Origin of the sequence: Actinoplanes missouriensis 431 (assembly GCF_000284295.1) — a bacterium.
Taxonomy (GTDB): domain Bacteria; phylum Actinomycetota; class Actinomycetes; order Mycobacteriales; family Micromonosporaceae; genus Actinoplanes; species Actinoplanes missouriensis.
Genome location: NC_017093.1, coordinates 343,272 through 368,760, shown reverse-complemented (window position 1 = coordinate 368,760; position 25,489 = coordinate 343,272). Strand labels below are relative to the sequence as shown.

Below are 25,489 nucleotides of genomic sequence, written 5' to 3'. Positions count from 1 at the left end.
GATTCGCGAATACCTCTCGGGTGAGATCTCTATTTGATCAAAACCGCACCTTGCACCCCTCGTTCTGATAGGACAGTAATAGGATGTCCGCAACCTCGCTGACTGCCACCTGGCATTCAGCGAGGTAGCACATCGCACGTCCGCTGTTACCGATTGTCACCATTTACTTCGACGATGAAGGACTCATGGCTGAGGGTGACTCGCCTACCATCGCGCGGCGACGCGTGCGACTCGCGCTTCGCGAAGCGCGGGAGCGAGCCGATCTCACCCAACTCCAAGTCGCCGAGGAGATGGAGTGGTCGCTCAGCAAGGTGATCCGGATTGAGAACGGGGACGTCAGCATCTCCCCGAACGATCTCCGGCCCCTGCTGTTCTACCTCGGCATCCGGGACAAGGCGGCCGTCGCGGCGATGATCGCGGACGCCCGCGTCGCACGGACCCGGCAACGCCAAGCGTGGTACCAGGCGCCCGGGTTCCGCGAGAACCTCACGGACCACCTGCGCAAACTCATCGAGTACGAGTCCGAGGCCGCTGAGATCCGGTCGTACTCGATCTACTACATCCCCGGCCCGCTGCAGACGACGGCGTACGCGACCGCCCTGATGCAGCGGTACGAGGATGAGTTGACCGAGGAGCAGCGCAGCTGGCGAGTGAAGGCCAGGGCAATGCGCCGGGAGGCGCTGCTGTCCCGGAACGACGTTCAGATCCTGATGATGGTCGATGAATCGGTGCTGCGACGCACCATCGGCGGGCCGGAGATTTTTGCCGACCAGCTGCGTGACATCAAGGCGCTCGCCGAGAACGGCACGGTCCGGGTACGGATGGTCCCGTTCTCTCTCGACGCGTCCGTCACCAACAACGCCAGCTTCGACCTGCTGGTGCTCGGCGAGGGTGAGGTCCTCTACCGGGAGACCGGTATCGGTGATGAATTGATCGAGGACCGTGAGTCGACCGCGAAACATCGCGCTCGTTACGACAAGGTCTGGCAAGAGGTCGCGGATGAGGACGACACGATCGAATTCATCCGCGGGCAAATAGAGATCCTCGAGGGCAACGGCTCTCGGGAAACCCGATAAACAAAGCGTGGAAGGTCCACCATGGAAGACATGAACGTGCCCGCGTGGCGCAAGAGCAGCCGCTGCGGAACGTCAACCTGCGTCGAGGTCGCCAAGGTCGATGACCGGTACCTCATCCGCGACTCGAAGAACCCGCAGTCCGCGGCGCTCGCCTTCACGAAGGACGAGTGGGACGCGTTCGTCGAGGGTGTGGCTGCGGGCGAGTTCCGCTTCTGACAGTCAGCCAGCCGCCCGCTTCGCGTAGCCGGCTTCGCGAGGCGGGCGCGTCAAAAAATATTCACAAAAAGCTTATATCAGTACGAAGAGGCGCCGCACACCTCACATTTGAGGTGATAAGCGGCGCCCTTTCGTTTCACTCATGTGAATACGCCTCCATGCCCGGTTCAGTCGCTTACCGTGGACTCGAGCCGTCATGGAGGTACGCACACATGATCAATCCGACGGAAAGGCTGCACTGGCGACGTAGCAGAGATTGCACCGGCGGCACCTGTGTCGAGGTGGCGACGGTCGGAGACGAGGTCCTGATCCGGGACTCGAAGAATCTCGATATCGCACCGCTGGCCTTCACCCGAGCCGAGTGGGAGGCGTTCGTCGCGGGAGTCAAGGCCGGGGACTTCGGTCTCGAATGACTCCGCTTCCTCCGGAGCATCGTGGTGCCGCGGGCCGTACGCGGCATACTGCACTGGTGGACGGCGACCGGCACGCCACCCCGACGGACCGCTTCGTTGCGCTGCACGACGCGGCCGACGCACTGCTGGACGACCTCACCGAGCGCTACCTCGTGGAGCGCCGGGAAACCAAGGAACCGTTCGGGCTCGACGATGCGCTCGTGCGGACCGTCCGCCTCATTCCCCGCTCCCCCTCCGCCGCGCCGCTGGCGATCCACTTCACCAACCCGGGCCTGGTCGTGCGGCTCGGCCGCTGGTGGGAGGAGTCCCTGCCGCCGTGCGCCTGCGCCACCTGCGACGACGACCCGCGGGCGTTGGAGGAACGGTTACGCGTTCACATCGCCGCCCTGATCGAGGGCGGGCTCTGGGAACGCGTCCGCCGTGGCGTGGGGGGATCCTGGTTCGAGACCAGGCTGATCGGCGCCGGCGTCACCGCGGATCGGGAGGGCCCTCTCTCCGCGGCCGGCGCCCGGGACGCCCGTCGCGGCGGGTTCGCCGCCGCGGTGCAGTGGGCGCCCTGGCAGTTCCGCTCCCGGTAATTTTCCCGATCAACTCACCGACCCAGAAACCCGACGGCCGCACGGATCGGGCGGCGGCGCAGGACCCGGGTCATGGAGAGCTCTCCACGACAGAAACCGGTGAACGCCCGCCACCCGACCGGACTGTCCATCGCGGCGTGCACGAGCGCCGGATGCCTGCCGAAGAGCCGCAGCAGCCGCCGCCCGGCCGCCATCTCCGGTGCCAGTCGCTCGCCGACCATCCGGTCGTACTCATCGAGGTCTGCGCCGCTCGCAGCGATGCGCCCGGCCCACGTCCCGGACCGCAGCGCGTAGCTGATCCCCTCCCGCGTCCACGGTTCGAGCAGCCCGGCCGCGTCCCCCACGACAAGCACCCGCCCGCGCCGCACCGGGGCGTCCGCACGCCGGCACCGGGTCAGATGCCCCGAGTCACGCAGCACCGCACGATCGGCAAGCCCCAGCCGCGCCACGAAGTCCCGCAGGTACCGCTTCGTCTCAGCGCCCCGGCCCTTCTCCATGATCACGCCGACCGTGGTCTGATCCCCTTTGGGAAACACCCATCCGTACGATCCCGGCACCGGCCCCCAGTCCAGCAGCAGCCGCCCCTGCCAGCGCGCCCGGTCCTCCCGGGTCGCCGCCAGCTCCAGTTCCAGCCCGAGATCCTGCTGCTCGAACGTCACACCGACATGCCGCGCGCTGACACCCGCCGAGCCGTCCGCCCCGATCACCACCTTCGCGGTGACCTCGGCACCCCCGTCGAGCAGCACCGACGCCCGATCCGGGTGCTGGGCTATACCCCGTACCCGGGAATTTTGTTTGATCGTCGCGCCTGCCTTGACCACCGCCTGGCACCAGGCAGAATCGAAGTCGTCCCGGCGCACCATCGTGACCACCGGCTCCCCCGCTGACCTGCGGGTGAACGCCCGCCGGCCGTCGTGGGTGAAGGTCACCGCGTTGATCCGGTCCCGAGCCGGGACAGCGAACTTGTCGGCGCTCAGCGCCACGGACGGCGCGAGCAGCCCTCCGCCGCAGGTCTTGTAACGCGGGTGCTCGGCCCGTTCCAGCACCACCACCCGCGCACCGGCCTGCGCGGCGGCATGGGCGGCGGCGAGGCCGGCGGGCCCGCCCCCGACGACAGCGACGTCCCACTCAGCTCCCGCCCGCATTCACGGAAGTCTAATTCCCCCCGGCTTCGTGACGAGACAATGTCTAACCGCCCTTGAGGGACCAGTCCGCGTCTCCGTCGTTGACCGTGCCGTCGTTGTATTGAGCTGAGTTCGACTTCGGCCATGCGCTGTTCGGGAAGCTTGTGGGGTCGACGGCTTCGCTGTGCAGGATGACCAGGGCGTTGACCTGGGTGCCCAGGAAGGCGGCGAGCACACCGACGGCGGTGACGATCGCAGCCGTGTTGACGGCACCCGACTCCAGGAAGATCATCGCGCCCACGGCGGAGAAGACCGCCGTGCTGATGGCGGTAGTGGCGGCGACGACCTCGACGATCAGCTTGGCGATCACGCCGGCGACCACGATGTAGAACGCCAGGCCGGCGGTGGCGCACAACAGCAGGTTGTCAGACGCGGCCTTGGCGATGGATCCGACGCGGCCGGCTGCGGTGGCCTGGGCCGATGCGGCGGTGAGGTAGGCGTCGTGCCCCTTGCCTGACCAGTCCGTATTGTCGATCACCAGGTTTTGAGCGGTGAGGTCGGTTGAGACGCCGTTGGCGGTTGCCTTGAAGTCCGTCCACTTGTAGGCGTCGATGAACATGAAGATCGGTGCGGTGGCGCCCTTGAGCACGTCCAGGATGAAGTTCAGAATCGCGGTCCCCGCTTCGACCGTCTTGCGGGCGATCCATTGGAGCAGGTCACCGAGAACCTCACCGACGTACCACTGACTGGAGACCCGGTCAGCGGCGGGAATGACCTCGGCGAGCCGGGCCTCGAACGTCTTCGTCCCCTGCTCGATCTCGCTGATCACTGCCTCGTACTGCGCCATGCTGAACATCGTGTCCCCCGGTTCAGTAGACATTCCGAATGCGGTGCGCGCCGGCCTGGTCCTCCGCCTCGTACACGTCCGCGACGTGGCGCAGCGTGTTCGCCATCTCCGCCATCGCGACGGCGCCCTCCGCGCAGCGCGCGGTGACGGTACGGATCACGTCGTTGTACGGGCTCACCATGATCTGGAAGAGGCCGGCTTCGACCCGGCCGAACTCCATGGCCTCGACCTGGGCGCTGAGCGCATCGAGCTTCTCGCCCTGGACCTGCCACGATGTCGCTTCGGTGCGCAGGGCGTCAGTGGCGACCGAGACCTCTTCTGAACTGGGCAGTCCCATCACTCATCACCGCCGGCTCGCTGATGGACGACGGCGTTCAGCGTGGCCAGGGCATCGCCCACCAGGGTGTCGAGTTGAGCGCTCGGGTGCGCGGGGGTCGCGAGATCGCGCCGTGCCCGCCGAAGTGCCGCCGACACGCTCTCGGTGATGGCGCTGCCGGTCCGGTCGCGCGCCCACCACGGGTCGACGAAACATCCAACGATGCCTCCGCCGGTCAGCGTCACGGCGACGTGCTGCCCGCTGTCCGTGCCCGTCGCCTCGAGCGCTGTGTGCGGCTGGCCGGCCTCACGCACCGACGCGTGCAGAGCGTTCATGACCTGCTCGTTGAACTCGCCGTCATGCTGCGGCCGTCCCAGCGGTGGCCTCACCAGAGGCTCCTCGTCCTGGATCGTGCCCTCGTCCGCGTCCCGCTGCCGGCGCCACCAGCGGCTCTCGTCCAGCCTCCCGGTCAACGCCCGGATCGCCGACTGCCCGGCATCGGCGGCAGCATCCAGGACCGCGGCGCCCAGTTGATCCGGCTCCAGTCGCTCCTGCCATCGGTCGCGCACACGGATCTCGGCCGGCACCCCATCCCTGCCGAGCACCACCAGCACCCGTCCGCTCGCGTCACAACCCTCCGAGCATTCCGGTACGGCCGACGCCAGCTCCGCCGCGAGCTGACCGAGCTGGGTGGTGCGCTGCTGTAGCTGCTGGAGACGTTGCATCAGATCCTGTTGCATCTCAGCGTGCCTCCCCGGCTCGGGAGGCGTGCGCCGCCTCCCGCCCGCACAGGGCGATCAGCACGGCCGCGACAACCAGCAGCAGCCCTGCGGAGAGCTGCGGGGTCGCGGAGAACAGGAAGAGGAACCCGACACAGGCAACCAGGGCAGCGGCGACCATCGACAAGATCACGGTCACCGTACGCGCCGGAGGCCCCGTCCGGCGCTGAGCGATCACGCCTGCGGCACAGACCACGACGACACCACCGATCGTCACGGCCATGATCCCGGCGCGGCTGAACAGCGTCGCATCCGCCAGATCATCAGAGACCGCCACCAGGAGAGCCACACCGAGGAGCAGGACCGACGCCGTCGTGCACAGCATCAGCAGGGTGAAACCGCCGGCACGGTCTCCGCGGCCCGTTTGCCCGACCATGGCCTACTCCTCGTCCGCGAGCCTTCAACAGGATCGTCTCGAACCAACCGTCCGACGCAACGTGGCTACTTGAGCAGTCGTCTCGTCCCGTGGGCGTCTGGAGATGGAGTCGAATCCATCCACAGTGGTACACGCCTGTGACGTCGGCACGGTTCATGGATCCCGCGGGAGGCATCATCTGACACGTGGGCAGGCACCTATACGCGAGGATGTTTCCGCTGGAAGCATCGTCTGGCCGGGAGCAGGGACGTGGTCGCGCGTTGGATCGGCGAACACTTCTGACGCGTCCCTACGCTCGCCGACCCAGGGACACCGTCATCGACCTGCCCAAAAGAAGAACCCCAGGTCGTTGACCTGGGGTTTCTCTCCGAGCCGCCTGACGGAATCGAACCGTCGACCTACGCATTACGAGACCAAACGAGATCGTTGATCTAGCTGGATAGATGTCCGCTGAGCTGCGGAAACGCTTGCCATGATCTGACAGCGTTGCGCTGCTTCTGCGGACGTCGTGCGGACTGATTGCGGACTACTGGATCTTAGGTTGGCGCCGGACGCCACCGCCTGCGACCGGCATACTGTTACGGCTGGCGCTGGCGCAGACAAGCCGCTCCGATCATGGTTTGATCAGTACCTCGGGCATGGTCTTCCGCAGCCTGGCTCCCTGTTCTCGGTCGCTCCATCGGAGACTCCTGGATGACATCGTCGGATGACGTATCTCGCCGCAGAAGCTTTCTCATCAACGGCCGCCGCGTCCGGATCCTCGATTTGATCAAGGCAGGGCTGCTCAACCCTGGTCAGGAGCTCGTCTTCGAACGCCCAAGGATCGGCGAAATCCACCGGGCTGTGGTCACCGATAATGGCCGCATCAGGGTGGCTGACGGCCAGGAGTTCGCCTCGCCATCGCGCGCAGCTGACGACGTCAGCGGCACTGGCACCGATGGTTGGTACGCCTGGCGCGTAGGCGACGATGGGCCACTGCTCGACCAGCTGAGGCAAGAGCTGCTCAAGTCGGCGGCTAGTCAGACGACGCCTAACGAGCCCGTTGACATAGATCTAGACGATATCGCAGTTGCGGTTGGCCGGCTTATGGAACTTGGCGAGGCACGGAACCGGGCGGAAGCCGGGGAGCCAGAGCAACTGACCGTTCGTGACCTTCTCAAACGATGGGGCGCACAGGAACGGGACCGCGAGGTGATCAATCAAATCGATGCTGACCTGGCGAACCATGGGTTATTGACCGTGCCAGACTTCCGGGCCGTCGGCCTCGACACGACGATCACGCTGACGGTGACTCCCGGGCCTGAAGAAGCGTTGCCAGCCGACAAGGCGGCAGAAGCGACGGCAACGCCTCGGGCATTGAACCTAGCCACCGCATCCGATGAGGAAGACAGCGGGGAGATTGGCCAAACTCTAGGCAACCTCCTGCCGGACGACCATCGGCTGATCTCCGTGACGCCCTCCGCTTCATTGAATCAGGCTGTGACTCAGATGGTCATGAGTGACTTCTCGCAGGTACCGGTGCTATCCGGGGAACGCGACCTCCGCGGTGCCATCACCTGGCGATCGATTGCGGTGGCCCGCCAGGCCGGATCGGACATCACACTCAGCGACGCCTTGAGGCCAGCACGGGATTACCCATACGACACCCGCCTTTTAGACGTACTCGATGTCCTTCTGAAGGAAGAGTTCGTCTTCGTTCGGTCGCACGACAAGCGGATTTACGGCATCGTGACCGCAGCCGACGTGGTGCGCGTCTACGACCAGATGGCCACGCCATTCTTTCTCATCGGCGAGGTAGACCAAGAATTGCGCCGGCTGATTCGCAACCGCTTCGAAATCGAAGACGTCCAACCGGTCTGCGCGGCCGGCACAGAACTGCAGTCGTTCGACGACATGACGATGGGCGACTACCTCGCTGTCCTGAGGAACAGTGACTGCTGGGAGAAACTCGGCTGGGACCTGGACAGGAAGGTTTTTGGCGAGCATCTGGACGAGATCCGCAAGATCCGTAACAAGGTGACTCATTTCAACAACCCCGACCCGATTCCGCCATCAGACGTCAACCGCCTCCGCAACTTCCTGACTGTGATCCGCACGTTCGACAAGTAGCAGCAAGCTACGCCAGATAGGCGTGCTCCTCAGCCCGTCGGCATTGCCTCGGCACAGGTCAGTGACCCGACTGGCTAATTCAGTGTTCAGCATGCCTAGGGCATTGCCTCAACCACCGTATTCGGTGGCAAGCCGCGAAGCGGCGCGGCAGTAAGGTCCGACTTGGACCCGGAACGACGCCAGCCAGGCTCTCAGCTGCTCCTCATGCCCGTTCCGGTCAGGGCATTCGCAAGAACTACGGAAGTATCTACGGACTCGGCCGCGACGGCCACGCCGGCCGTTCTTCGGCCCCGCTGACCGGGACAGCCGACCCGCTGGTCCAGTCGGTCACGCCGCGACGAGAACTCGAGCAGGTGACCGGCGCGCCGGCCTGCTGGCGGCCTCCGGCCGGCATCGGCCGGCGCGTCCGGCCCTGCGCCGCGCAAGCGCGGCGCAGGGCCGGACTGACTCCGCACGACCTGCGGCACACGGCGGCGTCCCTCGCTGTGGCGGCCGGCGCCAACGTCAAGGCGGTACAGCGGATGCTCGGCCACGCCTCGGCAGCCATGACGCTCGACGTGTACGCGGACCTCTTCGAGGACGACCTAGATCAGGTCGCTGATCGTCTCGATCAGGCCGCGACGCGGGGTACGGACTATATGCGGACTGCGGGAGCGCCGGACACCGTCGTGGATCTCTTCAAAAGAAGAAGCCCAGGCCGATGACCTGGGCTTTCTCTCTGAGCCGCCTGACGGAATCGAACCGTCGACCTACGCATTACGAGTGCGTCGCTCTAGCCGACTGAGCTAAGGCGGCAACGAGAAGTCAGTGTACGGCATTGTCCGGAACCGCCAGCACGGGGACGGCACATCCGCCGCCCCGCGACTACGATCGTTCGATGGCGTTCGTTCCGCGGCAGGATCCGGTGGAGTCGGAGCAGACGGTTCCGGAGCGGCCGGGCAGCCTGGACCCGCAGGAGCTGGGGTTCACGCCGAAAGGGCCGATCGGCTGGCTCGCGCCTCTGCTGCTGCTCAGCACCGGGCTGCGGGCGCTGCTGGCGATCCTCTTCGGCGCCTACCTGGATAAGCGTGAGCTGCAGAACTCGCTGGACGACGACTTCTTCGACCACTCGTCGACGGCGGACGGCGAGTTGTGGCTGGACTACGTGGCGGATCTCGGGGACGGGTTCGACGCGACGTACTCGGTGGCCTATCTGCTCGCCCAGCCGGAGCTGGAGGTGGACGGCGAGCGGTTGCCGCGCGGCCGGCTGCTGCTGATGGGTGGGGACCAGGTCTATCCGCTGGCCAGCGGCGACGGTTACGAGAACCGGATGAAGGGTCCGTACCGCGCGGCCTTGCCGGAGGCGCCGGCCGGGGAGCCGCGACCCACGCTTTTCGCCCTGCCGGGCAACCACGATTGGTACGACGGTCTGACCGCTTTCCTGCGACTTTTCGCTCGCCGGAAGGACGGTCACATCGGCGGCTGGCGCACCGAGCAGCGCCGGTCGTACTTCGCGGTGAGACTGCCGGCGAACTGGTGGCTTTTCGCGGTGGACGAGCAGTTCGGGGCGTACATCGATGATCCGCAGTTGCTGTATTTCGAGCGGGCCGCCGAGGAGGTCGGGCCGGACGACCGGGTGATCCTGATGACCCCGTCGCCGACCTGGGTCAAGGCGGCCGACAAGCCGGAGGAGTACGACGCCGTCGACTACTTCATCCGGACGATTCTGGCGCCGACCCGGGCGCACGTGCGGGTGCTCGTCTCCGGCGACCTGCACCATTACGCGCGCTACACCGGCGACGACCGGGAGCTGATCACCTGTGGTGGCGGCGGGGCGTACACGCTGGGGACGCAGAATCTGCCGGGCGAGCTGACGGTGCCGCCGAAGGAGACGCTGACCAGGAGCAAGAGCCGCAGCCGGACGTACGGGCTGGAGAAGAGCTTCCCGGACCCGGACCTGTCCCGCCGATGGGGCCGAGGGGTGTTCCACCGGCTGCCGCGCCGCAACAAGGGCTTCGCCACGATGCTCGGGATCATCCAGACGCTGACCATGCTGGCGATGGCCGGCGCGGCCGCCTCCCGGGAGGACGGCAGCATCCTGAAGCTGTTCACGATCCCGCTGGTCCTGATGCTTCTGGTGGTCATGGCGGCGACGACCCTGTTCGCGCAGCCGCCGCCCGCCCCGTCGCCGAAACGCGTGCGGCACTGGGTCCTCGGCGTCCTGCACGGCTTCGCCCAGATCGCCCTGGCTGCCGGTGGCACGTTCGTCTGGCTGCGGCTGGATTTCCGGGACTGGCCGTGGCCGTGGCCGCTGGTGGTGGCCGCCGCCGTGTACGGGCCGCTGATCGCCGTGCTGTCCACCCAGCTGACCGCGCTCTACCTGCTGAGCGCGGCCCGGTTCGGGGTGAATGTCAACGAGCTGTTCGCCGGTCAGGGCATCGAGGAGGGCAAGAGTTTCCTGCGCATGCACATCGACGCGGGCGGCACGCTGACGATCCACCCGATCGGGCTGGAGAAGGTCTGCCACGAGTGGCTGCCCGACCCGCAGGGGTCACCGCAGAGCCCGTGGCTGCGCCCGGGCACGCCACTGACCCCGCACCGGATCGAGCCGCCGGTCAGGGTTGCCGGTCCGCGGGGGCCTCGGCCGTAGAGTCGTAACGCTCGTCGTGGGCCTGGCGGGGGCCGCAGACCGAGGCGCGGCTGCAGGAGCAGCGCGAACCGTCGGCGTCGAGGCGGACCACCACCTCGTCTTTCGGCACGCTGTGCCCGACGACCCGGCCGTCGCCCTCGGCGGTGGTGACGCGGGTGCCGACCGCCGGGGCGGAGGCCTGGAATTTCTGGTACAGCGGGTGCTCGTACTTGAGGCAGCACATCAGCCGCCCGCAGGCGCCGGAGATGCGCAGCGGATTGAGTGGCAGATCCTGGTCTTTCGCCATCCGGATGGTGACCGGCTCGAAGTCGGTGAGGAACGTGGCGCAGCAGAGGTCACGCCCGCATGAGCCGATGCCGCCCTGCACGCGGGCGGAGTCGCGCGCGGAGAGCTGGCGCAGCTCGACCCGGCAGTGCAGGGTCGCGCCGAGGTCGCGGACCAGGGAACGGAAGTCGACCCGGTGCGGCGCGGTGAAATAGATGGTGGTCCGGGCGCTGCCCGGCGACCCGCCCTGGTCCAGGACGTGGTCCACGGCGACCACCTTCATCGGCAGCTCGTGCGCCTTGATCAGTTTCTTGGCGGCCACCTTGGCCTCGGCTTTGCGTTTGCGCAGCAGCTCGTCGCGGCGCAGGTCGCCGTCGTCGGCGAGCCCGACGACCTTGGGGAAACCGTCGGTCTCCTCGCTGACCCATTGCGGCGCCCAGACGCACTCCGCCACCTCGGGGCCGTCGTCGGTGGGGACCAGAACGCGGTCGCCGACGGACGGGGTGAACCCGTTCGGATCGAGGTAGTAGAGGCGGCCGTACCGGTTGAAGCTGACCGCGCACAGCATGCCCATGCGACAACCCTACGACGCACAGCAAGCCGTACCAAATGCCGGATTTGAACTACCCGCGAGGGTTGTCACATAGATGCTGCGCAACCGCCCCAATCGACCTTCGTTGGCCAGTCCCGTAGACGACACGTCGAAAGGAACTGCCATGACACCCGCCAGGTCGGTGGCCGCCAGTGTCGCTGCGCTAGGCTTCGCGGGAGCGCTCACGGCGCCCCTGCCGGCGCTCGCCCAGAACGCCCGGTGCGCCTCGCCGGGCAGTCATGCCGCTCAATCCAGCGCTCAGGTGCTCCGGATCAACCGGCTCGAGCTGGGCGCCGTCGCGAAGCCGGCGACGCGCGCCCCCGAGGCCGGCCCTCCTGCGGTCACCGGCGTAGCGCTGGGCGACGTCCGCAGCGTCCTGATCGCGGGCGGTGAGGTCAAGTCAGCGGCGGCGGCCCGCACCCTCGACGGCCGTGTCCCCGGCGGGTCCGAGAACGATCTCGTCCTGCAGCAGGCGCCACCGGACAACCGCGCGGCGAGCCGGCAGCGGGTCGGCACGAAGCGCTTCGGTCCGCTGCGTACCGGTCCCGGCACGCTCACCGCGCACGCCCGCTGGAACAACGGCCTGGCCTGCGCGAGCGTCACCGGCGAGGCGTCCGAGTCGGCGGCCGCGCTGAACCGGGTCACGCTGACCGGCGGCGGCAACCAGTCGCTGGTCCGGGTGCCGGAGGCGTTCTCGGCGACGAGCAGCACCGGCCTGCGCAGGCGCGGCGGCGAGGCGGAGTCGGTGTCGACCACCACGCTCAACGCCGGGAAGATCAGCCTGGTCGACGGCGAGGTGCGGATCCGGGTGCTGCGGGCCGCCACGCTGCGGGTGAGCATGTCGTCCGGCGGGCGCGCTGAGGCCGCCTACGAGCCGGCCGCCGTCGAGATCACCACACGGGACGGCGAACAGACCCTTCTCGACACGCCCGGTGACCACCATGATGTAACGCTCAGTGAGCCATCGACGCCACTGGAATCGATTCCGTCGCCGCTCGCGTCCGCCGACCCCCTGCCGTTGCCGTCGATCCCCGGCGTCCCTGCCGCGCCCGAATCGGAGAACGCTCCGGCCCCGGACTCACCGACCGGCGCGAAGCTGCGCATCTCACTCGGCGCCGCACGCCAGGCCACCAAGGGCAAGGCCATCGCGGCGCGGGCAACTGCGATCAAAATCCTTCTGGTACGGGGTGACGACGGTCCCGCCACCACCGGCCACCAGTCGTCCGCAGTGGTCGCCGACCTCAGCCTCGGGGTGCTCGACGGCGCGGCCGTGGCGCCGAAACGTCCCACCGGGACCCGGGCCGGGACCGGCTCCAGCAACAGGACCGGCACCGGCACAGCCGCCCCCGCCGCCGCGCCGGGCTCCCCCGACGTGTCCCCCGCGGGCGCTGCCGGTCTGCCGATCACCGGCCCGGGCCTGATCCCGTTGCTGCTGGCCGGTTCGGGCATGGTGATCGGCGGAGTGTGCGCGTTCCTCCTGAGCAGCCGCCGGCGCCGGGAGTCCTGAGCGCCACACACAGTGGACGGTCGCCCGGTGGCGGCCGGGCGACCGTCCACCCGCCCCACCCGTCACGGGCAGCCGTCCACCTGTCAGGTCTGCAGGGACACCGACTGATCCAGCAGGGCCTCACCCCGGTCGTAGCTGTCGGCGACCGTCCGCAGCAGTGGAGCCGCCACGTCGGCGGCCAGCCGCGCCTCCTCGTCCGGTGGGAGGTCACCGGCGGTCAACGCCACGGCCTCCGCCGAGGTCAGAACGGTCGCCAGCATCGCCGCCAGATCGCCACGGGAGCGCGCCATCCAGGCGGTCAGCGCGTCAGCCAGGTCGGCTGTCGCCTCCATCCGGCGCCCCAGGCTCTCCGGACCACCGTTGAGGTGTTCGGCGGCGCGGCGACGGGCTTGCTCGTACGCGTCGGCGGCCTCACCCTCCCACGCGCCGGCCAGCGGCAACGCATCCGCGACCGCCGCATAGGCCTGCGCGTCGGCGCGCAACTCGGGCACCGCGTCGAGAATCGCCTCCGGGTAGAGCGCGCCCACCGCGCGGGCCGCGTCCCCCGGCAGCAGACGCACCCGGCGCAGCTCGGGCCAGACCGGGTGACCCTCCGGCGCACCGATCGTGGAGAGCACCCGATCGACCCGGTCCAGCAGCGGGCTCGCGGCATCGAGCAGGTGATCCAGCCGGTCCATCATCTACAGCTCCCGGTGGAACCTGTGCCGGACCGCCTCGTCGGTATCGGCGTAGGCACGGGCGCCGGACCGCACCGAACGGGCCATCTCAGCCAGAGTCGCGGACGCGTCCGCCGCCTCCCGGGCACGCGCCGCCAGCACCGCGGTCCAGCCGGCATAGAGGGCGCGGCCGATGCGCCCGGGGCGGCCCGCGTCGTCGGCGCCGAACGAGGCGGCGGCCGGTGTCAGCAACGGCATCTGTCGGTCCATCGTCGACAGCACAGCCGCCGCGTTGTCGATCTGGTCGGCGAGTCGGTCCACCTCAGTGCCCCTCCAGCGTGCGGAACGATCCGAAAACTTCGCCGTGCAGTTTTTCCCTCGCCCAGCGGGCGGCCTCCGCGGCGCTCACCACCACCGCCTTGATCTCCGCCGCGAACTCGGCCGGCACCCGATGGCGCAGCTCACCGTGCAGCCGGACGTCCACGATGGTGCCGGCGGCGGTGACCACGACCTCGATCGACTGGTCCGGCGAGTGCACCGAGACGGAGTGGGCGGACACCGCACGATCGAACTCGGCACGCAGGTCCTCGACACGCCGATATCGCTCGATAGCCTCGTCGATCCACGCCTCGTCGATCTCGCGGGCCATTCCGGCTCCTCACCGCGTGTCATGCCGCCGTAGCGTTCCGGCACCAGACCGTACCGCTTCAGTGACCGTCCCGCTACGCCGCAAAGTCTCCTGTGGATAACCGATAGTTCAAGACCGACCGTAACGAAGATCGCCATAAGGGTGACCGAATGTAATCAAACGGCTGACTTTTCATGGTCATCCGGGTGCCTGATGGTCGCCATCGGGCCCGTCGAGACGCATCTTGACCGGAAATGACCACCTCTGCCCCGTCGAAGCGTCCCGTGGGCCACCGGCCCGGAGCTCTCCAAGATCGGCTTGCCGTTGAGGCGAGCTGTCGCCGAAGCAGGTGATGGCGGCGTTTTTAGGCGCTTGGACGACGGCTCGGGCGCCTCAGCCGTAGCCCACGCAGGTTGAGGCGCCGCTTTGGATGCGTGGCCTACGGCTCGGGCACCTCAGCCGTAGGCCACGCAGGCAATGACGGCGCTTCACCTGCGTGGGCTACGGCTCGGAGGCAGACGGTGGTGGGCGCGAGGGCGGGCCCAAGGAGGGCCGGCGACGACGTAGCGGGCGCGGAGGGCGGGCGGCTACGCGGACAGGTGGAGCGCGCGGTGGGGCACGGCTCGGCGTGGAGGGGCACGGCTCGGCGTGGCGGGCGGGTGGCGTGGCGGCGGAAGGGGGCGGCGGGTGACGTGGCGTGTGGGTGTTGTCGGGGGGTCGCAATACCATCGTCGGGTGCATGACGTCTTTGCTGAACTGGTGGGGCAGGACGAGCCGGTGGAAACGCTTCGCCGGGCGGCCTCTGCTGCGGCTCGCGTGGTTGCGGGTGACGCGGCCGGTGGCGGCGGCATGACGCATGCCTGGATCTTCACGGGGCCGCCGGGTGCCGGGCGTTCCACGGCGGCGCGGGTGTTCGCGGCGGCGTTGCAGTGTGAGCGGGACGGTTCGGGGTGCGGTGAGTGCCACGGGTGTCACACCACGCTGGCCGGCACGCATGCGGACGTGCGCATCGAGCGGTCGGAGGGCCTGTCGATCGGCGTCAAGGACATGCGGGCGCTGGTGCTGCGTGCGGCCAGTTCGCCGTCGGCCGGGCGCTGGCAGGTGGTGATCGTCGAGGACGCCGACCGGCTCGGTGAGCGGGCCAGCAACGCGCTGCTCAAGGCCGTTGAGGAGCCGTCGCCGCGGACCGTGTTCCTGCTCTGCACCCCGTCGGTGCATCCGGACGACATCTCGGTGACGATCCGGTCCCGGTGCCGGGTGGTGGCGCTGCGGCAGGCGCCGGCGGCGGCGGTCGCCGAGGTGCTGGTGCAGCGGCACGGGATCGACCCGGAGCAGGCTGCCTGGGCGGCCGCGGCGGCGCAGGGTGACGTGGAGCGCGCCCGGCAGCTCGCCACCGACCAGGAGGCGCGGCTGCGGCGCGAGGAGGTGCTGGCGATGCCGCGCCTGCTGAGCAACATCGGCGCCTGCTTCGACGCGGCGCAGGCGATGGTGAACGCGGCGCGCCGGGAGGCACTGGACGCGGTCGTCGAGATCGACGCGGCGGAGCGTGCCGCGCTGGAGCAGGCGCTCGGCGCGGGCGGCACCGGTCGTGGCGCCACTACCGCGATGCGCGGCGCGGCCGGCCAGATCAAGGAGCTGGAGAAGAGGCAGAAGTCTCGGTCCACCCGGTCCCAGCGGGACGCGCTGGACAGGTCGTTGAAGGATCTGGCCGGGTTCTACCGCGACGTGCTCGTCACTTCGATGCGGGCGCCGGTCGCCGTGGTGCACGCCGACATCCAGCAGGTCTCGGCGGCAGCGGCCGGCAAGTGGTCGCCGGAGAGCGTGCTGCGGCGCCTGGAGGCGGTGCTGGCCTGCCAGGACGCGATCGAGCGCAACGTGAAACCGGACATCGCCCTGGAGGCGATGATGGTCACGCTATGGCGCGGCTGATCCCCGGCAAGCGCAGCTGAGCCGGAAACGCACGGTCACGCCCGGCACGCGGTTGCACCGCGGCGCGCCCAGGCCTGGCCAAGGGGCACGCCGCGTCAGGAGCCTTCGACCGCGCCGAGCATGCTGGAGAGCCGCTCCGTGACGGCCCCGGCGAGTTCCTCGACCGGGCGCGACGCGTCCAGCACCAGGTAACGCTTGGGATCGGCCGCCGCCAGGTCCAGGAAGGCGTACCTGACCCGCTCGTGGAAGGCCCGCGACTCGCTCTCCAACCGGTCGGCGTCGCCGCCCCGTGAGTCGACCCTGGTCAGGCCCACGCCGGGCTCCACGTCGAGGAGCACCACCAGGTCGGGTTTGAGGCCACCGGTCGCCCAGGACGACAGCCAGGAGATCTCCTGGACCGGGAGGGTACGCCCGGCGCCCTGGTACGCGAGGGACGAGTCGACGTACCGATCGCTGACCACCACGGCCCCGCGGGCGAGCGCCGGCCGCACCACCGTGGCGACGTGATGTGCCCGGTCCGCGGCGTAGAGCAGCGCCTCGGCCCGCGCGGACGGCGCGTCCTCCGCCTTGTTCAGCACCAGCCCGCGGATCCGGGCGCCGAGGTCGGTCGCGCCGGGCTCGCGGGTGACGACGACGTCCCGGCCCTCCTTGCGCAGCGCCTCGGCGAGCAGCGTGACCTGCGTCGACTTGCCCGCGCCCTCGCCGCCCTCGAAGACCACGAAGCAGCCGGACGCGACGAACGACTCGGCCGGGGAGAGCGGGCGCCCGCGCAGCGAGCTCCACAGGTCGGCCAGGACGGCCACGCCCGGTTTGTCGTCCATCTGCCGGAACGAGCCGATGCCGACCCAGATGCCGATCGCACCGGCCACCAGAAGCAGCACCCGGGTGGCCGAGACGTCGACGCTGAACGCACCGAGGTCGACCCGGCGGGAGCTTCCCAGGCCGACCAGGATGCCGGCCAGGGTGATCGCCAGCAGCAGCACCATCCGGACGCCGATCTGCACGACGGCGAAGACCCGGCCGCGCAACTCGTCGGCGATCTCGCCGTACAGAAGGGTGGTGCCGGACAGGAACGCCATGCCGGCGCCGGCGCCCACGAGCAGCGCGCCGACGAGGGCCATCGAGAGGTGGAAGGCCAGGCCGAGGAACATCACCGAGCCGCTCGCGAGCACGATGCTCATGCCGAACCAGCGGCGCCGGGAGAGTTCCCGGACGATCATCGGGCCGAGGCCGATGCCGAGCGCGAGGCCCATGAAGATGGTGCCGAAGAGCAGATAGAACGCGGCTTCACCGGCGCCCAGCGAGACGGCGTAGGTCCGGGCCGCGCCGATCACCACGCCGCCGGCCGCGAACGCGCCGAAGATGCCGACGACCAGGCCGCGGACCAGGGGGGTGCTGCCGATGTACTTCCAGCCGGCGGTGAACTGCTTGCCGATGCTCTGCTCGGCGGCCATCTCCCGCGCCGGGCTCTTGCCGCCGATCTCCTTGATGCCGAAGAACACCACGATCGCGGTGGCCAGCCGGGCGAAGGCGTTGATGTAGAGCGCAAGCTGCACGGGCTGGGCCCAGTCGGGCAGTGAGGCGCCGGACTGCTGGAGGCCGGCGGTGAGCCCGGACAGCAGCAGCGCCGCCAGGATCGGCGTGATCCCGTACGTGGTGACGAGCGTCAGCTGGTTCGAGATCTCGATCCGCGATTTCGGGATGAGGTTGGGTACCGCGGCTTCCTTGGCCGGAATCCAGATCAGGGTGATCGTCTCGCCGAGGAAGGTGGCGATGGTGGCCCAGGCGACGGTCAGGGCCGGTGACCCGCCGAAGAGCGGGACGAGCGGGATCGACAGGTAGATGACGAACCGCAGCAGGTCGACGATCACCATCGTGTAGCGGCGGTCGAACCGGTCGGCGATCACACCGGCGATCGGGCCGAGCAGCAGCGCGGGCAGCAGGCGTACGGCGATGGTCCCGCCGAACGCGGCGCCCTGTGCCGCCGGGTTCTCGAACTGCGCGGACGCGAACAGACCGGTGGCGAGGATGCCGATCCAGTCGCCGAAGGAGGCCGCCGCGAGGACGAGCCAGAGCCGGCGGAAGCCGCGCAGCCGGAGGACGGACCGTAGCGCTGCCGCCCCCGAGAGGTCGACAGGGCCGCCGTCCTGGCGTTGTTCGGTACTGATGGCCCTTACCTCCCGTGGTCACTTGCCCGGAGCACTGTATCCGGCCGCCGCAGCTCACCGGGGGTCCGGCAGGGACCCGCGGATCAGCACGCCGGATCCCCCCGCCGGATCCGCACGTTCGGGTGGAACAGAGATGAATGTCTTTCGCATTACCCTCGGGAAGGGATACCGTGCTGACGTGGTGACTGACCGCATTGCCCTGCGCCAGCGACTCGACCAGGCGACCGATCACCTGGAGACCCCGGTCGCCGCGGTGAACCTGGCCGCCTTCGACGCCAACGCCGCCGAGCTCACCCGTCGTGCCGCGGGCAAGCCGATCCGCGTCGCCAGCAAGTCGGTACGCTGCCGGGCGCTGCTGGAGCGCGTCCTGGCCCGCCCCGGCTGGAAGGGCGTGATGGCGTACACGCTGCCCGAGGCGATCTGGCTGGTGCGCACCGGCGTGACAGACGACGTCCTGGTGGCGTACCCCACAGCCGATCGGACCGCGCTGCGCGAGCTCGCCGCCGACCCGGCGCTGGCCGCCGCCGTCACCGTGATGGTCGACCATCCGGCTCAGCTGGACCTGATCGACCAGACCTCCGCGCCCGGCACCCGCCCGCCGATCCGCCTCTGCATCGACGTGGACGCCTCCTGGAAGCCCGCCGGGTCCCTGCACGTCGGCGTCCGGCGCTCCCCGGTGCACTCCGCGGTCCAGGCCGGCACGCTCGCCCGCAAGATCAGCGCGCGACAGGGGTTCCAGCTGGTCGGCGTGATGTCCTACGAGGCGCACATCGCCGGCGTGGGCGACGACCCGCCCGGCCGCGCTCTGCGCGCACGGGCGATCCGCCTGATGCAGAAGAAGGCGCTGCCCGAGTTGCTGGCCCGGCGCTCCGCCGCGGTGCGCGCGATCCGGGAGCACGCCGACCTGGAGTTCGTCAACGGCGGCGGCACCGGGAGCGTGGCCGCCACCAGCGCCGACCCGGCCGTCACCGAGGTGACCGCGGGTTCCGGGCTGTACGGCCCGACGCTGTTCGACACGTACCGCAGCTGGCGGCCGGCGCCCGCCGCGTTCTTCGCGCTGTCGGTGGTCCGCCGCCCGGCGCCGCGGATCGCGACGGTGCTCGGCGGCGGCTGGATCGCGTCCGGGCCGGCCGAGACGTCCCGCCTCCCGACGCCCTATCTGCCGGACGGCCTGAAATTCAAGGGCGATGAGGGCGCCGGTGAGGTGCAGACGCCCCTGCTCGGTCCGGCCGCCGAGGAGCTGCGTCCCGGCGACCGGGTCTGGTTCCGGCACGCCAAGGCCGGTGAGCTGTGTGAACGCGTCAACGAGCTACAGCTGATCGACGGTGACACAGCGACACCGGCCCTCACGTACCGCGGAGAAGGCCGTGCTTTCCTGGGCTGACGCCTCAGGCGTCGACGTGGCGGTGCAGGTATTCCCTTATCAACGCCTTGGCCTCGACGAGCACCGACTCGTCACCGGCCGGGTCACGCCGGAACGCCAGCTTGATCAGCGCGTCCGCCGCCTCGACCGAGATCTGCAGCGCGAACCGCAGCCGAGCCCGGTCGATCAGCTGGAACTGCTCGACCAGGAGCTCGGCCAGCCGCTCGGCGATGACCGCGTTGTTGTCCCGGTCGGAGTCCAGCAGGTGCAGGTCCACCACGTCACCGAAGTGCAGCGTCCGGAAACCGGGAACGCTGCGGTGCATGTGGATGTAGCCGTCGATGGCGGCATCCACGGCGTCCCACCAATGGGTGAACGTCTCGCTGGCGAACCGATCGGAGAGACTCTGCAGGTACGCATCCATGTTGCGCAGTGCCAGAGCTTGGACGATGGCCCTCTTGTCCGGGAAGAACTGGTAGACCGAGCCGATGGCGACTTCGGCGCGCTCGGCCAGCAAAGTGGTGGTCAGCCCTTCATAACCGACCTCGTCCACCAGCTCGGCGCACGCGTCGAGCATGCGCTGTACCCGGGCAACGCTTCTGCCCTGCACCGGAACCCGCCGCAGCGGACCGGTGCTGACGGTTGGTGTCGACACGCGTCGCCACTCCCTCTCAGCAGTGAGATCTGTTCACGAGCAGCAAGGTCATGAATAAATCTCAGTGTTAAATCGAACGTTACTCGGATCAACGAGCGAGGCGCATCGACGGGACGCCAGGTACGGGTGTCCGCTCGGATGGAGGACAAAAGCCGGAATGACTACACCCGTTAACGCGCGGCGCTGGACGAACTGGGGACGCAACCAGGAGTCCGTCGCGGAGGTCCTGACCCCTGGCAGTGTCGACGAGATCGCAGCCTCAGTGAACCAGGCAGCGACAAACGGGCGGCGGGTCAAGGTCGTCGGCAGTGGGCACTCGTTCACCGCGATCGCTGTCGCCGACGACCAGCGGATGACGGTGCACCGCCTCAACCAACTCGTCGGCATCGACGGGCCACTGGTCACCGTACAGGCCGGGATGCGGCTGTCCACTCTCAACGCGGTGCTCGCGGAGAACGGGCTGGCCATGCCGAATCTGGGCGACATCGACGCGCAGACCGTCGCCGGCGCGATCTCCACCGGCACCCACGGCACCGGCGTCACGCACTCCACACTGGCGTCCAGCGTGGAGGCGGTGACGATGGTGACCGCGGCCGGCAAGGTCGAGCGGTTCACGAAGGACGCCCCGGAGTTCCAGGCGGTCCGGCTCGGGCTCGGCGCCCTCGGCATCCTCGTCGAGGTGACGCTGCGCTGCGTGCCGCAGTTCGTGCTGCACGCCGACGAGCGTCCGATGGCGCTGGCCGACGTGCTGGCCGGGCTCGAGGACTGGATCCCGGCGAACGATCACGTCGAGTTCTACTGGTACCCGTACACCGACCGGGCGCAGCTCAAGCGCAACAACATCGTGGGCGCGAACGACAAGCCGCTGCCTGCGTTCCGCGGCTGGCTGGACGACGAGTTCCTCTCCAACACCCTCTGGGAGGGCGTCTGCAAGGTCGGCCAGCGGCTGCCCGGCACGGTTCCGGCGCTGAACGGCTTCGCGGCCCGCGCGCTGAGCCCGCGGACCTACACCGACCGATCCGACCGCGTCTTCTGCTCGCCCCGCCGGGTGCGGTTCACCGAGATGGAGTACGAGATCCCGCGCGCCGCCCTGCCCGAGGTGCTCGACGCGCTCCCCCGGATCTACGACGTGCTGCCGTTCAAGGTGCAGTTCCCGGTCGAGGTGCGGTTCACCGGCCCGGACGACGTCTGGCTGTCACACGGGTACGGCCGGGAGTCCGCCTACGTCGCGGTGCACCAGTTCCTGGGCAGCGAGTACGAGCCGTACTTCAAAGCCGTCGAGTCGCTGTGCGAGCCGCTCGGCGGACGCCCGCACTGGGGGAAGCTGCATTACCGGACGGCTGCGGACCTGCGTCCCGCGTACCCGAAGTTTGATGATTTCGTGGCGGTCCGCGACCGCCTCGACCCGGCCCGGGTCTTCACCAACGAATACCTGGACCGGGTTCTGGGAGCCTGAGCGTCACTCGCTCGCGGAGGCGGCGGCCTTGCGCGGGGCCGCCTTCTTCGCCGGGGCCTTCTTCGCAGCCGTCGTCTTCTTCGCGGCGGTCGTCTTCTTGGCGGCCGCCGTCTTCTTCGCCGGGGTCTCGGCCGCGGTCGCCTTCTTGGCCGGAGCCTTCTTCGCGGCCGCCTTCTTCTTCGGCGCCGGACCCTTGGCACGTTTCTCGGCGAGCATCTCGGAGGCCTGCTCGATGGTGATCTCCTCCGGCGTCTGACCGCGGCGCAGCGTCGCGTTCGTCTCGCCGTCGGTCACGTACGGCCCGAAGCGACCGTCCTTGATCACCATGGGCTTCTCGGTCACCGGGTCCGGGCCCAGCTCGCGCAGCGGCGGCTTGGCCGCCCCGCGCTGCCGGACCTTCGGCTGGGCCAGCAGGGCGAGCGCCTCGTCCAGGGTGACCGTGAAGAGCTTGTCCTCGCTGTCCAGCGAGCGGGAGTCCTTGAGCCGCTGAATGTACGGCCCGTAGCGCCCGTTACGCGCCACGATCTCGTTGCCCTCGGCGTCCTTGCCCAGGATCCGCGGCAGCGAGAGCAGCTTCAACGCCTCGTCGAGGGTGAGCGTCTGCGGCGAGTGCGAGGCGAACAGGGACGAGCTGCGCTCGCCGCTCTGCACATACGCCCCGTAACGGCCGGACTTGACCACCACCGGCTCGCCGGTGGACGGGTCGTCGCCGAGCGAGCGGTCGCCGTTGCCGGCCAGGAAGAGCTCGGTCACCTTCTCCGGGGTCAGCTCGTCGGGCGCCATGCCCTCCGGGATCGACGCGCGGTCCTCGGCCGGCTCCTCCTCGGCGCCCTCGACGACGGGCGCCTTGCGCTGCAGGTACGGCCCGAACTTGCCGACCCGGACGACGACCTGCCGACCCTCTTCGTCGACGTGCAGCGGGATCGAGTTGACCACCCGGGCGTCGATCGCGCTGAGGTTCTCGGTGACCATCTTCTTCAGGCCGCCGGCCTTGGCGATCTCCTCGTCCGCGCCGGCCACCTGGGTGCCGAAGTAGAAGGAGGTGAGGAAGTCCAGCTGGGTGTGATCACCGGCGGCGATGTCGTCGAGCTGGCCCTCCATCGCGGCGGTGAAGTTGTAGTCCACCAGGCGTGGGTAGTGGCCCTCGAGCAGCCCGATCACCGCGAACGCCAGGAACGACGGGATCATCGCCTGGCCGCGCTTCTCGACGTAACCGCGGTCCTGGATGGTCTGCATGATCGACGAGTACGTGGAGGGGCGGCCGATGCCGAGCTCCTCCAGTGCCTTGACCAGCGAGGCCTCCGTGTACCGCGCGGGCGGCGACGTGTGGTGGCCGGCCGCGGTGAGCTCGTCGGCGGTGAGCGGCTGGTCCTTCACCAGGTTCGGCAGGCGGCGCTCGGCGTCCTCGGCCTCGGCGGTCTCGTCGTCGGACGACTCCACATAGGCCCGCAGGAAACCGGGGTCGGTGATGGTCTTGCCGGAGGCGGCGAAGTCGGCCTCCTCGTTCGACGTGGAGACCGCGCGGATCCGGACGCTCACCGAGTTGCCGACCGCGTCGGTCATCTGCGACGCGATGGTGCGCCGCCAGATCAGCTCGTAGAGCTTGAACTCGTCGGTGCTCAGCTCCTTGGCGACCTCGCCCGGGGTGCGGAAGTTGTCACCGGCGGGCCGGATCGCCTCGTGCGCCTCCTGCGCGTTCTTCGCCTTGGTGGTGTATCGGCGCGGCTGCGGCGGGACGTTGTTCGCCCCGTACAGCTCGGCGATCTGGCGACGGGCGGCGGCGATCGCGGTCTCGGAGAGGTTCACCGAGTCCGTACGCATATAAGTGATGTAGCCCTTCTCGTACAGACTCTGCGCGGTGCGCATCGTCTGTGCCGAGGAGTACCGCAGCTTGCGGGCACCCTCCTGCTGCAGCGTCGAGGTGATGAACGGCGCGTACGGCTTGCGGCGGTACGGCTTCTCCTCGACCCGGGTGACCGTGAACGGACGGTCCGCCAGCCGGGCGGCCAGCCCGCGGGCGCCGTCACCGTCCAGCTGCACCGCTCCGGAACCCGGCTTGAGCCGGCCGGTGGTGGGCTCGAAGTCCTTGCCGGTGGCGATCCGGTCGCCGTCCAGCGCGATCAGGGTGGCCTGGAACGAGCGTGCGCCCTCGATCCGGCCCTGCACCGACAGCTGGGCCAGGATGTCCCAGTACTCCGCGGACCGGAAGGCCATGCGCTGCCGCTCCCGCTCCACCACGATCCGGGTGGCGACGGACTGGACACGTCCCGCGGAGAGTTTCGGCATCACCTTCTTCCACAGGACCGGGCTGACCTCGTAGCCGTAGAGCCGGTCCAGGATCCGGCGCGCCTCCTGCGCGTCGACCAGGGAACGGTCGATGTCCCGCGGGTTCGCCACCGCGGCCTGGATGGCCGGCTTGGTGATCTCGTGGAAGACCATCCGCTTGACCGGCACCTTGGGCTTGATCGTCTCGACCAGGTGCCAGGCGATGGCCTCGCCCTCGCGGTCCTCATCGGTGGCGAGGAAGATCTCGTCCACTTCCTTGGCCAGTTTCTGCAGCTTGGCCACCTGCTGCTTGCGGCTGTCGGACACCACGTAGAGCGCGTGGAAACCGTTGTCGACGTCGACACCCAGCCGCGCCCACGACTCGCCCTTGTATTTCGCCGGCACCTCGTCGGCGTTGCGGGGCAGGTCGCGGATATGGCCGACGGAGGCCTCGACCAGATAGTCGGGGCCCAGATAACCGGCGATCGTCTTGGCCTTCGACGGAGACTCGACGATGACCAGACGGGTCGTCCTGGCGTTACTCGGCACGGCACTCCCAGCTATCAAGACTCGGCGCTCCCCGTCTCGCCCGGCGGAGCACAGATGTTCAACGTAACGCGCCGGACAAGCCTGCATTCCCGGGGAGCCCCGCAGTCGGATGGTAACGGTCCGGCCACCGCATGCGTCCGACCGCGACACCGTACACCGGAAAACCGGTGTCGTGTCGGACACAATCGGTGAAGATCACGCAGCTGCGCCGCCTGGCCAGAGCTCTTCGGGCGCTGCCGGCGGACGCTCACCGACCAGCTCGGCGAGCCGCGCGAGCCGTCGGCGACCGGTGATGAGATAGATGCGTCCGTCATCCGACACACGGCCCGCCAGACCAGCTCGGACCAGCGCCGCATCGACCGGATCGGGATCTTTGCCGGGATCCAGGCCGAGTGTCCAGCCGCCGGCCCGGGGCTCGCCTGCGGCGGCCACCCAGAGCCTCAGCCGAGGTCCGCTGAGGAAGAGCTGGGTGGCGGCCTGCGGCCAGGCGTTCGCCAGAGCGTTCAACCTTCGGGAGTACGCCGTACGCACCTCGAAGACCTGGGCCGGTGGCTCCGGTTCGGGCTGCTCGGCGGTCTCCTCTTCCGCCCCGGATGACGGTTCCTCGGCTTCCTCCCCGGATGACGGTTCCTCGGCCGGATCGGTGGGTGCTTTCTCCGCCCGTACCGGATCGGGGGTGACCTGCGCCCACGTGGCCGCGAGGCCGCGCGTGCGCAGCTCGGTGACCAGCGCATGGACCCGCCACGCGGCATCCACCTGGACCCAGACGCGGGCCGTGCCGCCCATCCGGCCGAGGTGGCCCGGACCGGCCAGCAGACCGGCGAGATCGGCCGGCGACGGCTCCGAGGTCTCCGCGCCGAACATCGGCAGCTGATGACCCGGACGCCGGCTCGCTGTGCCACGCGCCACGGTCCGTTTCGCCACCGGGACCGGCGGAGGGAGGATCTCGCGCGGTATCAGCGGCCAGCCCGCGTCGGTCATCTCACTGAGACTC

Annotated in this window: 24 protein-coding genes and 1 tRNA gene; 11 read left to right on the top strand and 14 right to left on the bottom strand. The window is 69.0% G+C overall.

The window, feature by feature from the left end; all coding sequences use genetic code 11:
• The first annotated feature begins 224 nt into the window (after positions 1–224).
• The 4 genes from AMIS_RS01775 to AMIS_RS01760 all read left to right on the top strand — a co-directional run bounded on the left by AMIS_RS01775 (position 225) and on the right by AMIS_RS01760 (position 2,283).
• The gene (locus tag AMIS_RS01775) at positions 225–1,076 is read left to right on the top strand and encodes a helix-turn-helix domain-containing protein (protein ID WP_231859207.1); all 852 of its coding nucleotides are present in this window, start codon (positions 225–227) and stop codon (positions 1,074–1,076) included.
• A 21-nt stretch (positions 1,077–1,097) separates the two neighbouring features.
• A complete protein-coding gene (locus AMIS_RS01770) occupies positions 1,098–1,292 on the top strand; it encodes a DUF397 domain-containing protein (protein WP_014440470.1) in 195 nt (64 codons plus the stop codon).
• 212 nt (positions 1,293–1,504) lie between these two features.
• Positions 1,505–1,705, top strand: coding sequence for a DUF397 domain-containing protein (locus AMIS_RS01765; protein WP_041829503.1), 201 nt, complete (start codon positions 1,505–1,507; stop codon positions 1,703–1,705).
• Between the two features lie 56 nt (positions 1,706–1,761).
• Complete coding sequence (locus tag AMIS_RS01760) at positions 1,762–2,283, top strand: DUF6226 family protein (protein WP_014440468.1); 522 nt, start codon at positions 1,762–1,764, stop codon at positions 2,281–2,283.
• Positions 2,284–2,297: 14 nt separating this feature from the next.
• On the opposite strand, the gene AMIS_RS01755 is transcribed toward AMIS_RS01760, so the two are convergent.
• Genes AMIS_RS01755 through AMIS_RS01735 form a run of 5 tightly spaced genes read right to left on the bottom strand, consistent with a single transcriptional unit; the run spans position 2,298 to position 5,725 of the window.
• A complete protein-coding gene (locus AMIS_RS01755; protein WP_014440467.1) occupies positions 2,298–3,428 on the bottom strand; it encodes a geranylgeranyl reductase family protein in 1,131 nt (376 codons plus the stop codon).
• 43 nt (positions 3,429–3,471) lie between these two features.
• The gene (locus AMIS_RS01750) at positions 3,472–4,254 is read right to left on the bottom strand and encodes a hypothetical protein (protein ID WP_231859206.1); all 783 of its coding nucleotides are present in this window, start codon (positions 4,252–4,254) and stop codon (positions 3,472–3,474) included.
• A 22-nt stretch (positions 4,255–4,276) separates the two neighbouring features.
• A complete protein-coding gene (locus AMIS_RS01745; protein ID WP_014440465.1) occupies positions 4,277–4,591 on the bottom strand; it encodes a hypothetical protein in 315 nt (104 codons plus the stop codon).
• A complete protein-coding gene (locus AMIS_RS01740) occupies positions 4,591–5,310 on the bottom strand; it encodes a hypothetical protein (protein WP_014440464.1) in 720 nt (239 codons plus the stop codon). The genes AMIS_RS01745 and AMIS_RS01740 overlap by 1 nt, the downstream gene beginning before the upstream one ends.
• A 1-nt stretch (position 5,311) precedes the next feature.
• Positions 5,312–5,725: a hypothetical protein gene (locus AMIS_RS01735; protein WP_014440463.1), complete on the bottom strand. Its 414-nt coding sequence runs from the start codon at positions 5,723–5,725 to the stop codon at positions 5,312–5,314.
• 693 nt (positions 5,726–6,418) lie between these two features.
• On the opposite strand from AMIS_RS01735, the gene AMIS_RS01730 reads away from it, so the two are divergent.
• Together AMIS_RS01730 and AMIS_RS43590 are read left to right on the top strand one after the other, a co-directional pair.
• The gene (locus tag AMIS_RS01730) at positions 6,419–7,834 is read left to right on the top strand and encodes a restriction system modified-DNA reader domain-containing protein (protein WP_014440462.1); all 1,416 of its coding nucleotides are present in this window, start codon (positions 6,419–6,421) and stop codon (positions 7,832–7,834) included.
• 353 nt (positions 7,835–8,187) lie between these two features.
• Entirely contained in the window at positions 8,188–8,538 is a 351-nt protein-coding gene (locus AMIS_RS43590) for a tyrosine-type recombinase/integrase (RefSeq protein ID WP_014440461.1), read from the top strand.
• 17 nt (positions 8,539–8,555) lie between these two features.
• Here AMIS_RS43590 and AMIS_RS01720 read toward each other — a convergent pair.
• Positions 8,556–8,629: transfer RNA gene (locus AMIS_RS01720), tRNA-Thr, on the bottom strand.
• Between the two features lie 82 nt (positions 8,630–8,711).
• Here AMIS_RS01720 and AMIS_RS01715 point away from each other — a divergent pair.
• A complete protein-coding gene (locus AMIS_RS01715; RefSeq protein WP_014440460.1) occupies positions 8,712–10,463 on the top strand; it encodes a metallophosphoesterase family protein in 1,752 nt (583 codons plus the stop codon).
• On the opposite strand, the gene AMIS_RS01710 is transcribed toward AMIS_RS01715, so the two are convergent.
• Positions 10,429–11,301, bottom strand: coding sequence for a PSP1 domain-containing protein (locus AMIS_RS01710; protein WP_014440459.1), 873 nt, complete (start codon positions 11,299–11,301; stop codon positions 10,429–10,431). The genes AMIS_RS01715 and AMIS_RS01710 overlap by 35 nt on opposite strands.
• 142 nt (positions 11,302–11,443) lie before the next feature.
• Between AMIS_RS01710 and AMIS_RS01705 the strand changes: the two genes are divergently transcribed.
• Positions 11,444–12,826 (top strand): hypothetical protein, encoded by a 1,383-nt coding sequence (locus AMIS_RS01705; RefSeq protein WP_014440458.1) that lies wholly within the window; start codon positions 11,444–11,446, stop codon positions 12,824–12,826.
• An 83-nt stretch (positions 12,827–12,909) separates the two neighbouring features.
• Here the strand turns inward: AMIS_RS01705 and AMIS_RS01700 are convergent, their stop codons facing one another.
• The 3 genes from AMIS_RS01700 to AMIS_RS01690 are packed head-to-tail and all read right to left on the bottom strand — an operon-like array spanning position 12,910 to position 14,131.
• Positions 12,910–13,506, bottom strand: coding sequence for a hypothetical protein (locus AMIS_RS01700; RefSeq protein WP_014440457.1), 597 nt, complete (start codon positions 13,504–13,506; stop codon positions 12,910–12,912).
• Positions 13,507–13,803 carry a hypothetical protein gene (locus AMIS_RS01695; RefSeq protein WP_014440456.1) on the bottom strand — a complete coding sequence of 99 codons (297 nt, stop codon included), beginning with the start codon at positions 13,801–13,803 and terminating at the stop codon, positions 13,507–13,509. It abuts the gene before it with no gap.
• 1 nt (position 13,804) lies between these two features.
• Positions 13,805–14,131 carry a hypothetical protein gene (locus tag AMIS_RS01690; RefSeq protein ID WP_014440455.1) on the bottom strand — a complete coding sequence of 109 codons (327 nt, stop codon included), beginning with the start codon at positions 14,129–14,131 and terminating at the stop codon, positions 13,805–13,807.
• A gap of 714 nt (positions 14,132–14,845) precedes the next feature.
• Between AMIS_RS01690 and AMIS_RS01685 the strand changes: the two genes are divergently transcribed.
• Entirely contained in the window at positions 14,846–16,039 is a 1,194-nt protein-coding gene (locus AMIS_RS01685; protein WP_014440454.1) for a DNA polymerase III subunit delta', read from the top strand.
• Between the two features lie 95 nt (positions 16,040–16,134).
• Here AMIS_RS01685 and tmk read toward each other — a convergent pair whose 3' ends face one another.
• Positions 16,135–18,132: a dTMP kinase gene (tmk, locus tag AMIS_RS01680; RefSeq protein WP_014440453.1), complete on the bottom strand. Its 1,998-nt coding sequence runs from the start codon at positions 18,130–18,132 to the stop codon at positions 16,135–16,137.
• Positions 18,133–18,385: 253 nt separating this feature from the next.
• Between tmk and AMIS_RS01675 the strand changes: the two genes are divergently transcribed.
• Complete coding sequence (locus AMIS_RS01675; protein ID WP_014440452.1) at positions 18,386–19,591, top strand: amino acid deaminase/aldolase; 1,206 nt, start codon at positions 18,386–18,388, stop codon at positions 19,589–19,591.
• A gap of 4 nt (positions 19,592–19,595) precedes the next feature.
• Here AMIS_RS01675 and AMIS_RS01670 read toward each other — a convergent pair whose 3' ends face one another.
• Positions 19,596–20,225, bottom strand: a complete 630-nt coding sequence (locus AMIS_RS01670) for a TetR family transcriptional regulator (protein WP_014440451.1) — start codon at positions 20,223–20,225, stop codon at positions 19,596–19,598.
• A 157-nt stretch (positions 20,226–20,382) separates the two neighbouring features.
• Here AMIS_RS01670 and AMIS_RS01665 point away from each other — a divergent pair, with 157 nt between their 5' ends.
• Complete coding sequence (locus AMIS_RS01665; RefSeq protein ID WP_014440450.1) at positions 20,383–21,681, top strand: D-arabinono-1,4-lactone oxidase; 1,299 nt, start codon at positions 20,383–20,385, stop codon at positions 21,679–21,681.
• A gap of 3 nt (positions 21,682–21,684) precedes the next feature.
• Here the strand turns inward: AMIS_RS01665 and topA are convergent, their stop codons facing one another.
• Together topA and AMIS_RS01655 are read right to left on the bottom strand one after the other, a co-directional pair.
• Entirely contained in the window at positions 21,685–24,495 is a 2,811-nt protein-coding gene (gene topA / locus AMIS_RS01660) for a type I DNA topoisomerase (RefSeq protein WP_014440449.1), read from the bottom strand.
• Between the two features lie 195 nt (positions 24,496–24,690).
• Positions 24,691–25,476, bottom strand: a complete 786-nt coding sequence (locus AMIS_RS01655; protein ID WP_014440448.1) for a hypothetical protein — start codon at positions 25,474–25,476, stop codon at positions 24,691–24,693.
• Positions 25,477–25,489 lie beyond the last annotated feature (13 nt).

Bases quoted from the DNA above. Each gene is read 5' to 3' on its own strand.
- AMIS_RS01770 (WP_014440470.1), top strand. From the start codon at position 1,098: ATGGAAGACATGAACGTGCCCGCGTGGCGCAAGAGCAGCCGCTGCGGA.
- AMIS_RS01765 (WP_041829503.1), top strand. From the start codon at position 1,505: ATGATCAATCCGACGGAAAGGCTGCACTGGCGACGTAGCAGAGATTGC.
- AMIS_RS01755 (WP_014440467.1), bottom strand. From the start codon at position 3,428: ATGCGGGCGGGAGCTGAGTGGGACGTCGCTGTCGTCGGGGGCGGGCCC.
- AMIS_RS01750 (WP_231859206.1), bottom strand. From the start codon at position 4,254: ATGGCGCAGTACGAGGCAGTGATCAGCGAGATCGAGCAGGGGACGAAG.
- AMIS_RS01745 (WP_014440465.1), bottom strand. From the start codon at position 4,591: ATGGGACTGCCCAGTTCAGAAGAGGTCTCGGTCGCCACTGACGCCCTG.
- AMIS_RS01740 (WP_014440464.1), bottom strand. From the start codon at position 5,310: ATGCAACAGGATCTGATGCAACGTCTCCAGCAGCTACAGCAGCGCACC.
- AMIS_RS01735 (WP_014440463.1), bottom strand. From the start codon at position 5,725: ATGGTCGGGCAAACGGGCCGCGGAGACCGTGCCGGCGGTTTCACCCTG.
- AMIS_RS01730 (WP_014440462.1), top strand. From the start codon at position 6,419: ATGACATCGTCGGATGACGTATCTCGCCGCAGAAGCTTTCTCATCAAC.
- AMIS_RS01715 (WP_014440460.1), top strand. From the start codon at position 8,712: ATGGCGTTCGTTCCGCGGCAGGATCCGGTGGAGTCGGAGCAGACGGTT.
- AMIS_RS01710 (WP_014440459.1), bottom strand. From the start codon at position 11,301: ATGGGCATGCTGTGCGCGGTCAGCTTCAACCGGTACGGCCGCCTCTAC.
- AMIS_RS01705 (WP_014440458.1), top strand. From the start codon at position 11,444: ATGACACCCGCCAGGTCGGTGGCCGCCAGTGTCGCTGCGCTAGGCTTC.
- AMIS_RS01700 (WP_014440457.1), bottom strand. From the start codon at position 13,506: ATGATGGACCGGCTGGATCACCTGCTCGATGCCGCGAGCCCGCTGCTG.
- AMIS_RS01690 (WP_014440455.1), bottom strand. From the start codon at position 14,131: ATGGCCCGCGAGATCGACGAGGCGTGGATCGACGAGGCTATCGAGCGA.
- AMIS_RS01665 (WP_014440450.1), top strand. From the start codon at position 20,383: ATGACTACACCCGTTAACGCGCGGCGCTGGACGAACTGGGGACGCAAC.
- AMIS_RS01655 (WP_014440448.1), bottom strand. From the start codon at position 25,476: ATGACCGACGCGGGCTGGCCGCTGATACCGCGCGAGATCCTCCCTCCG.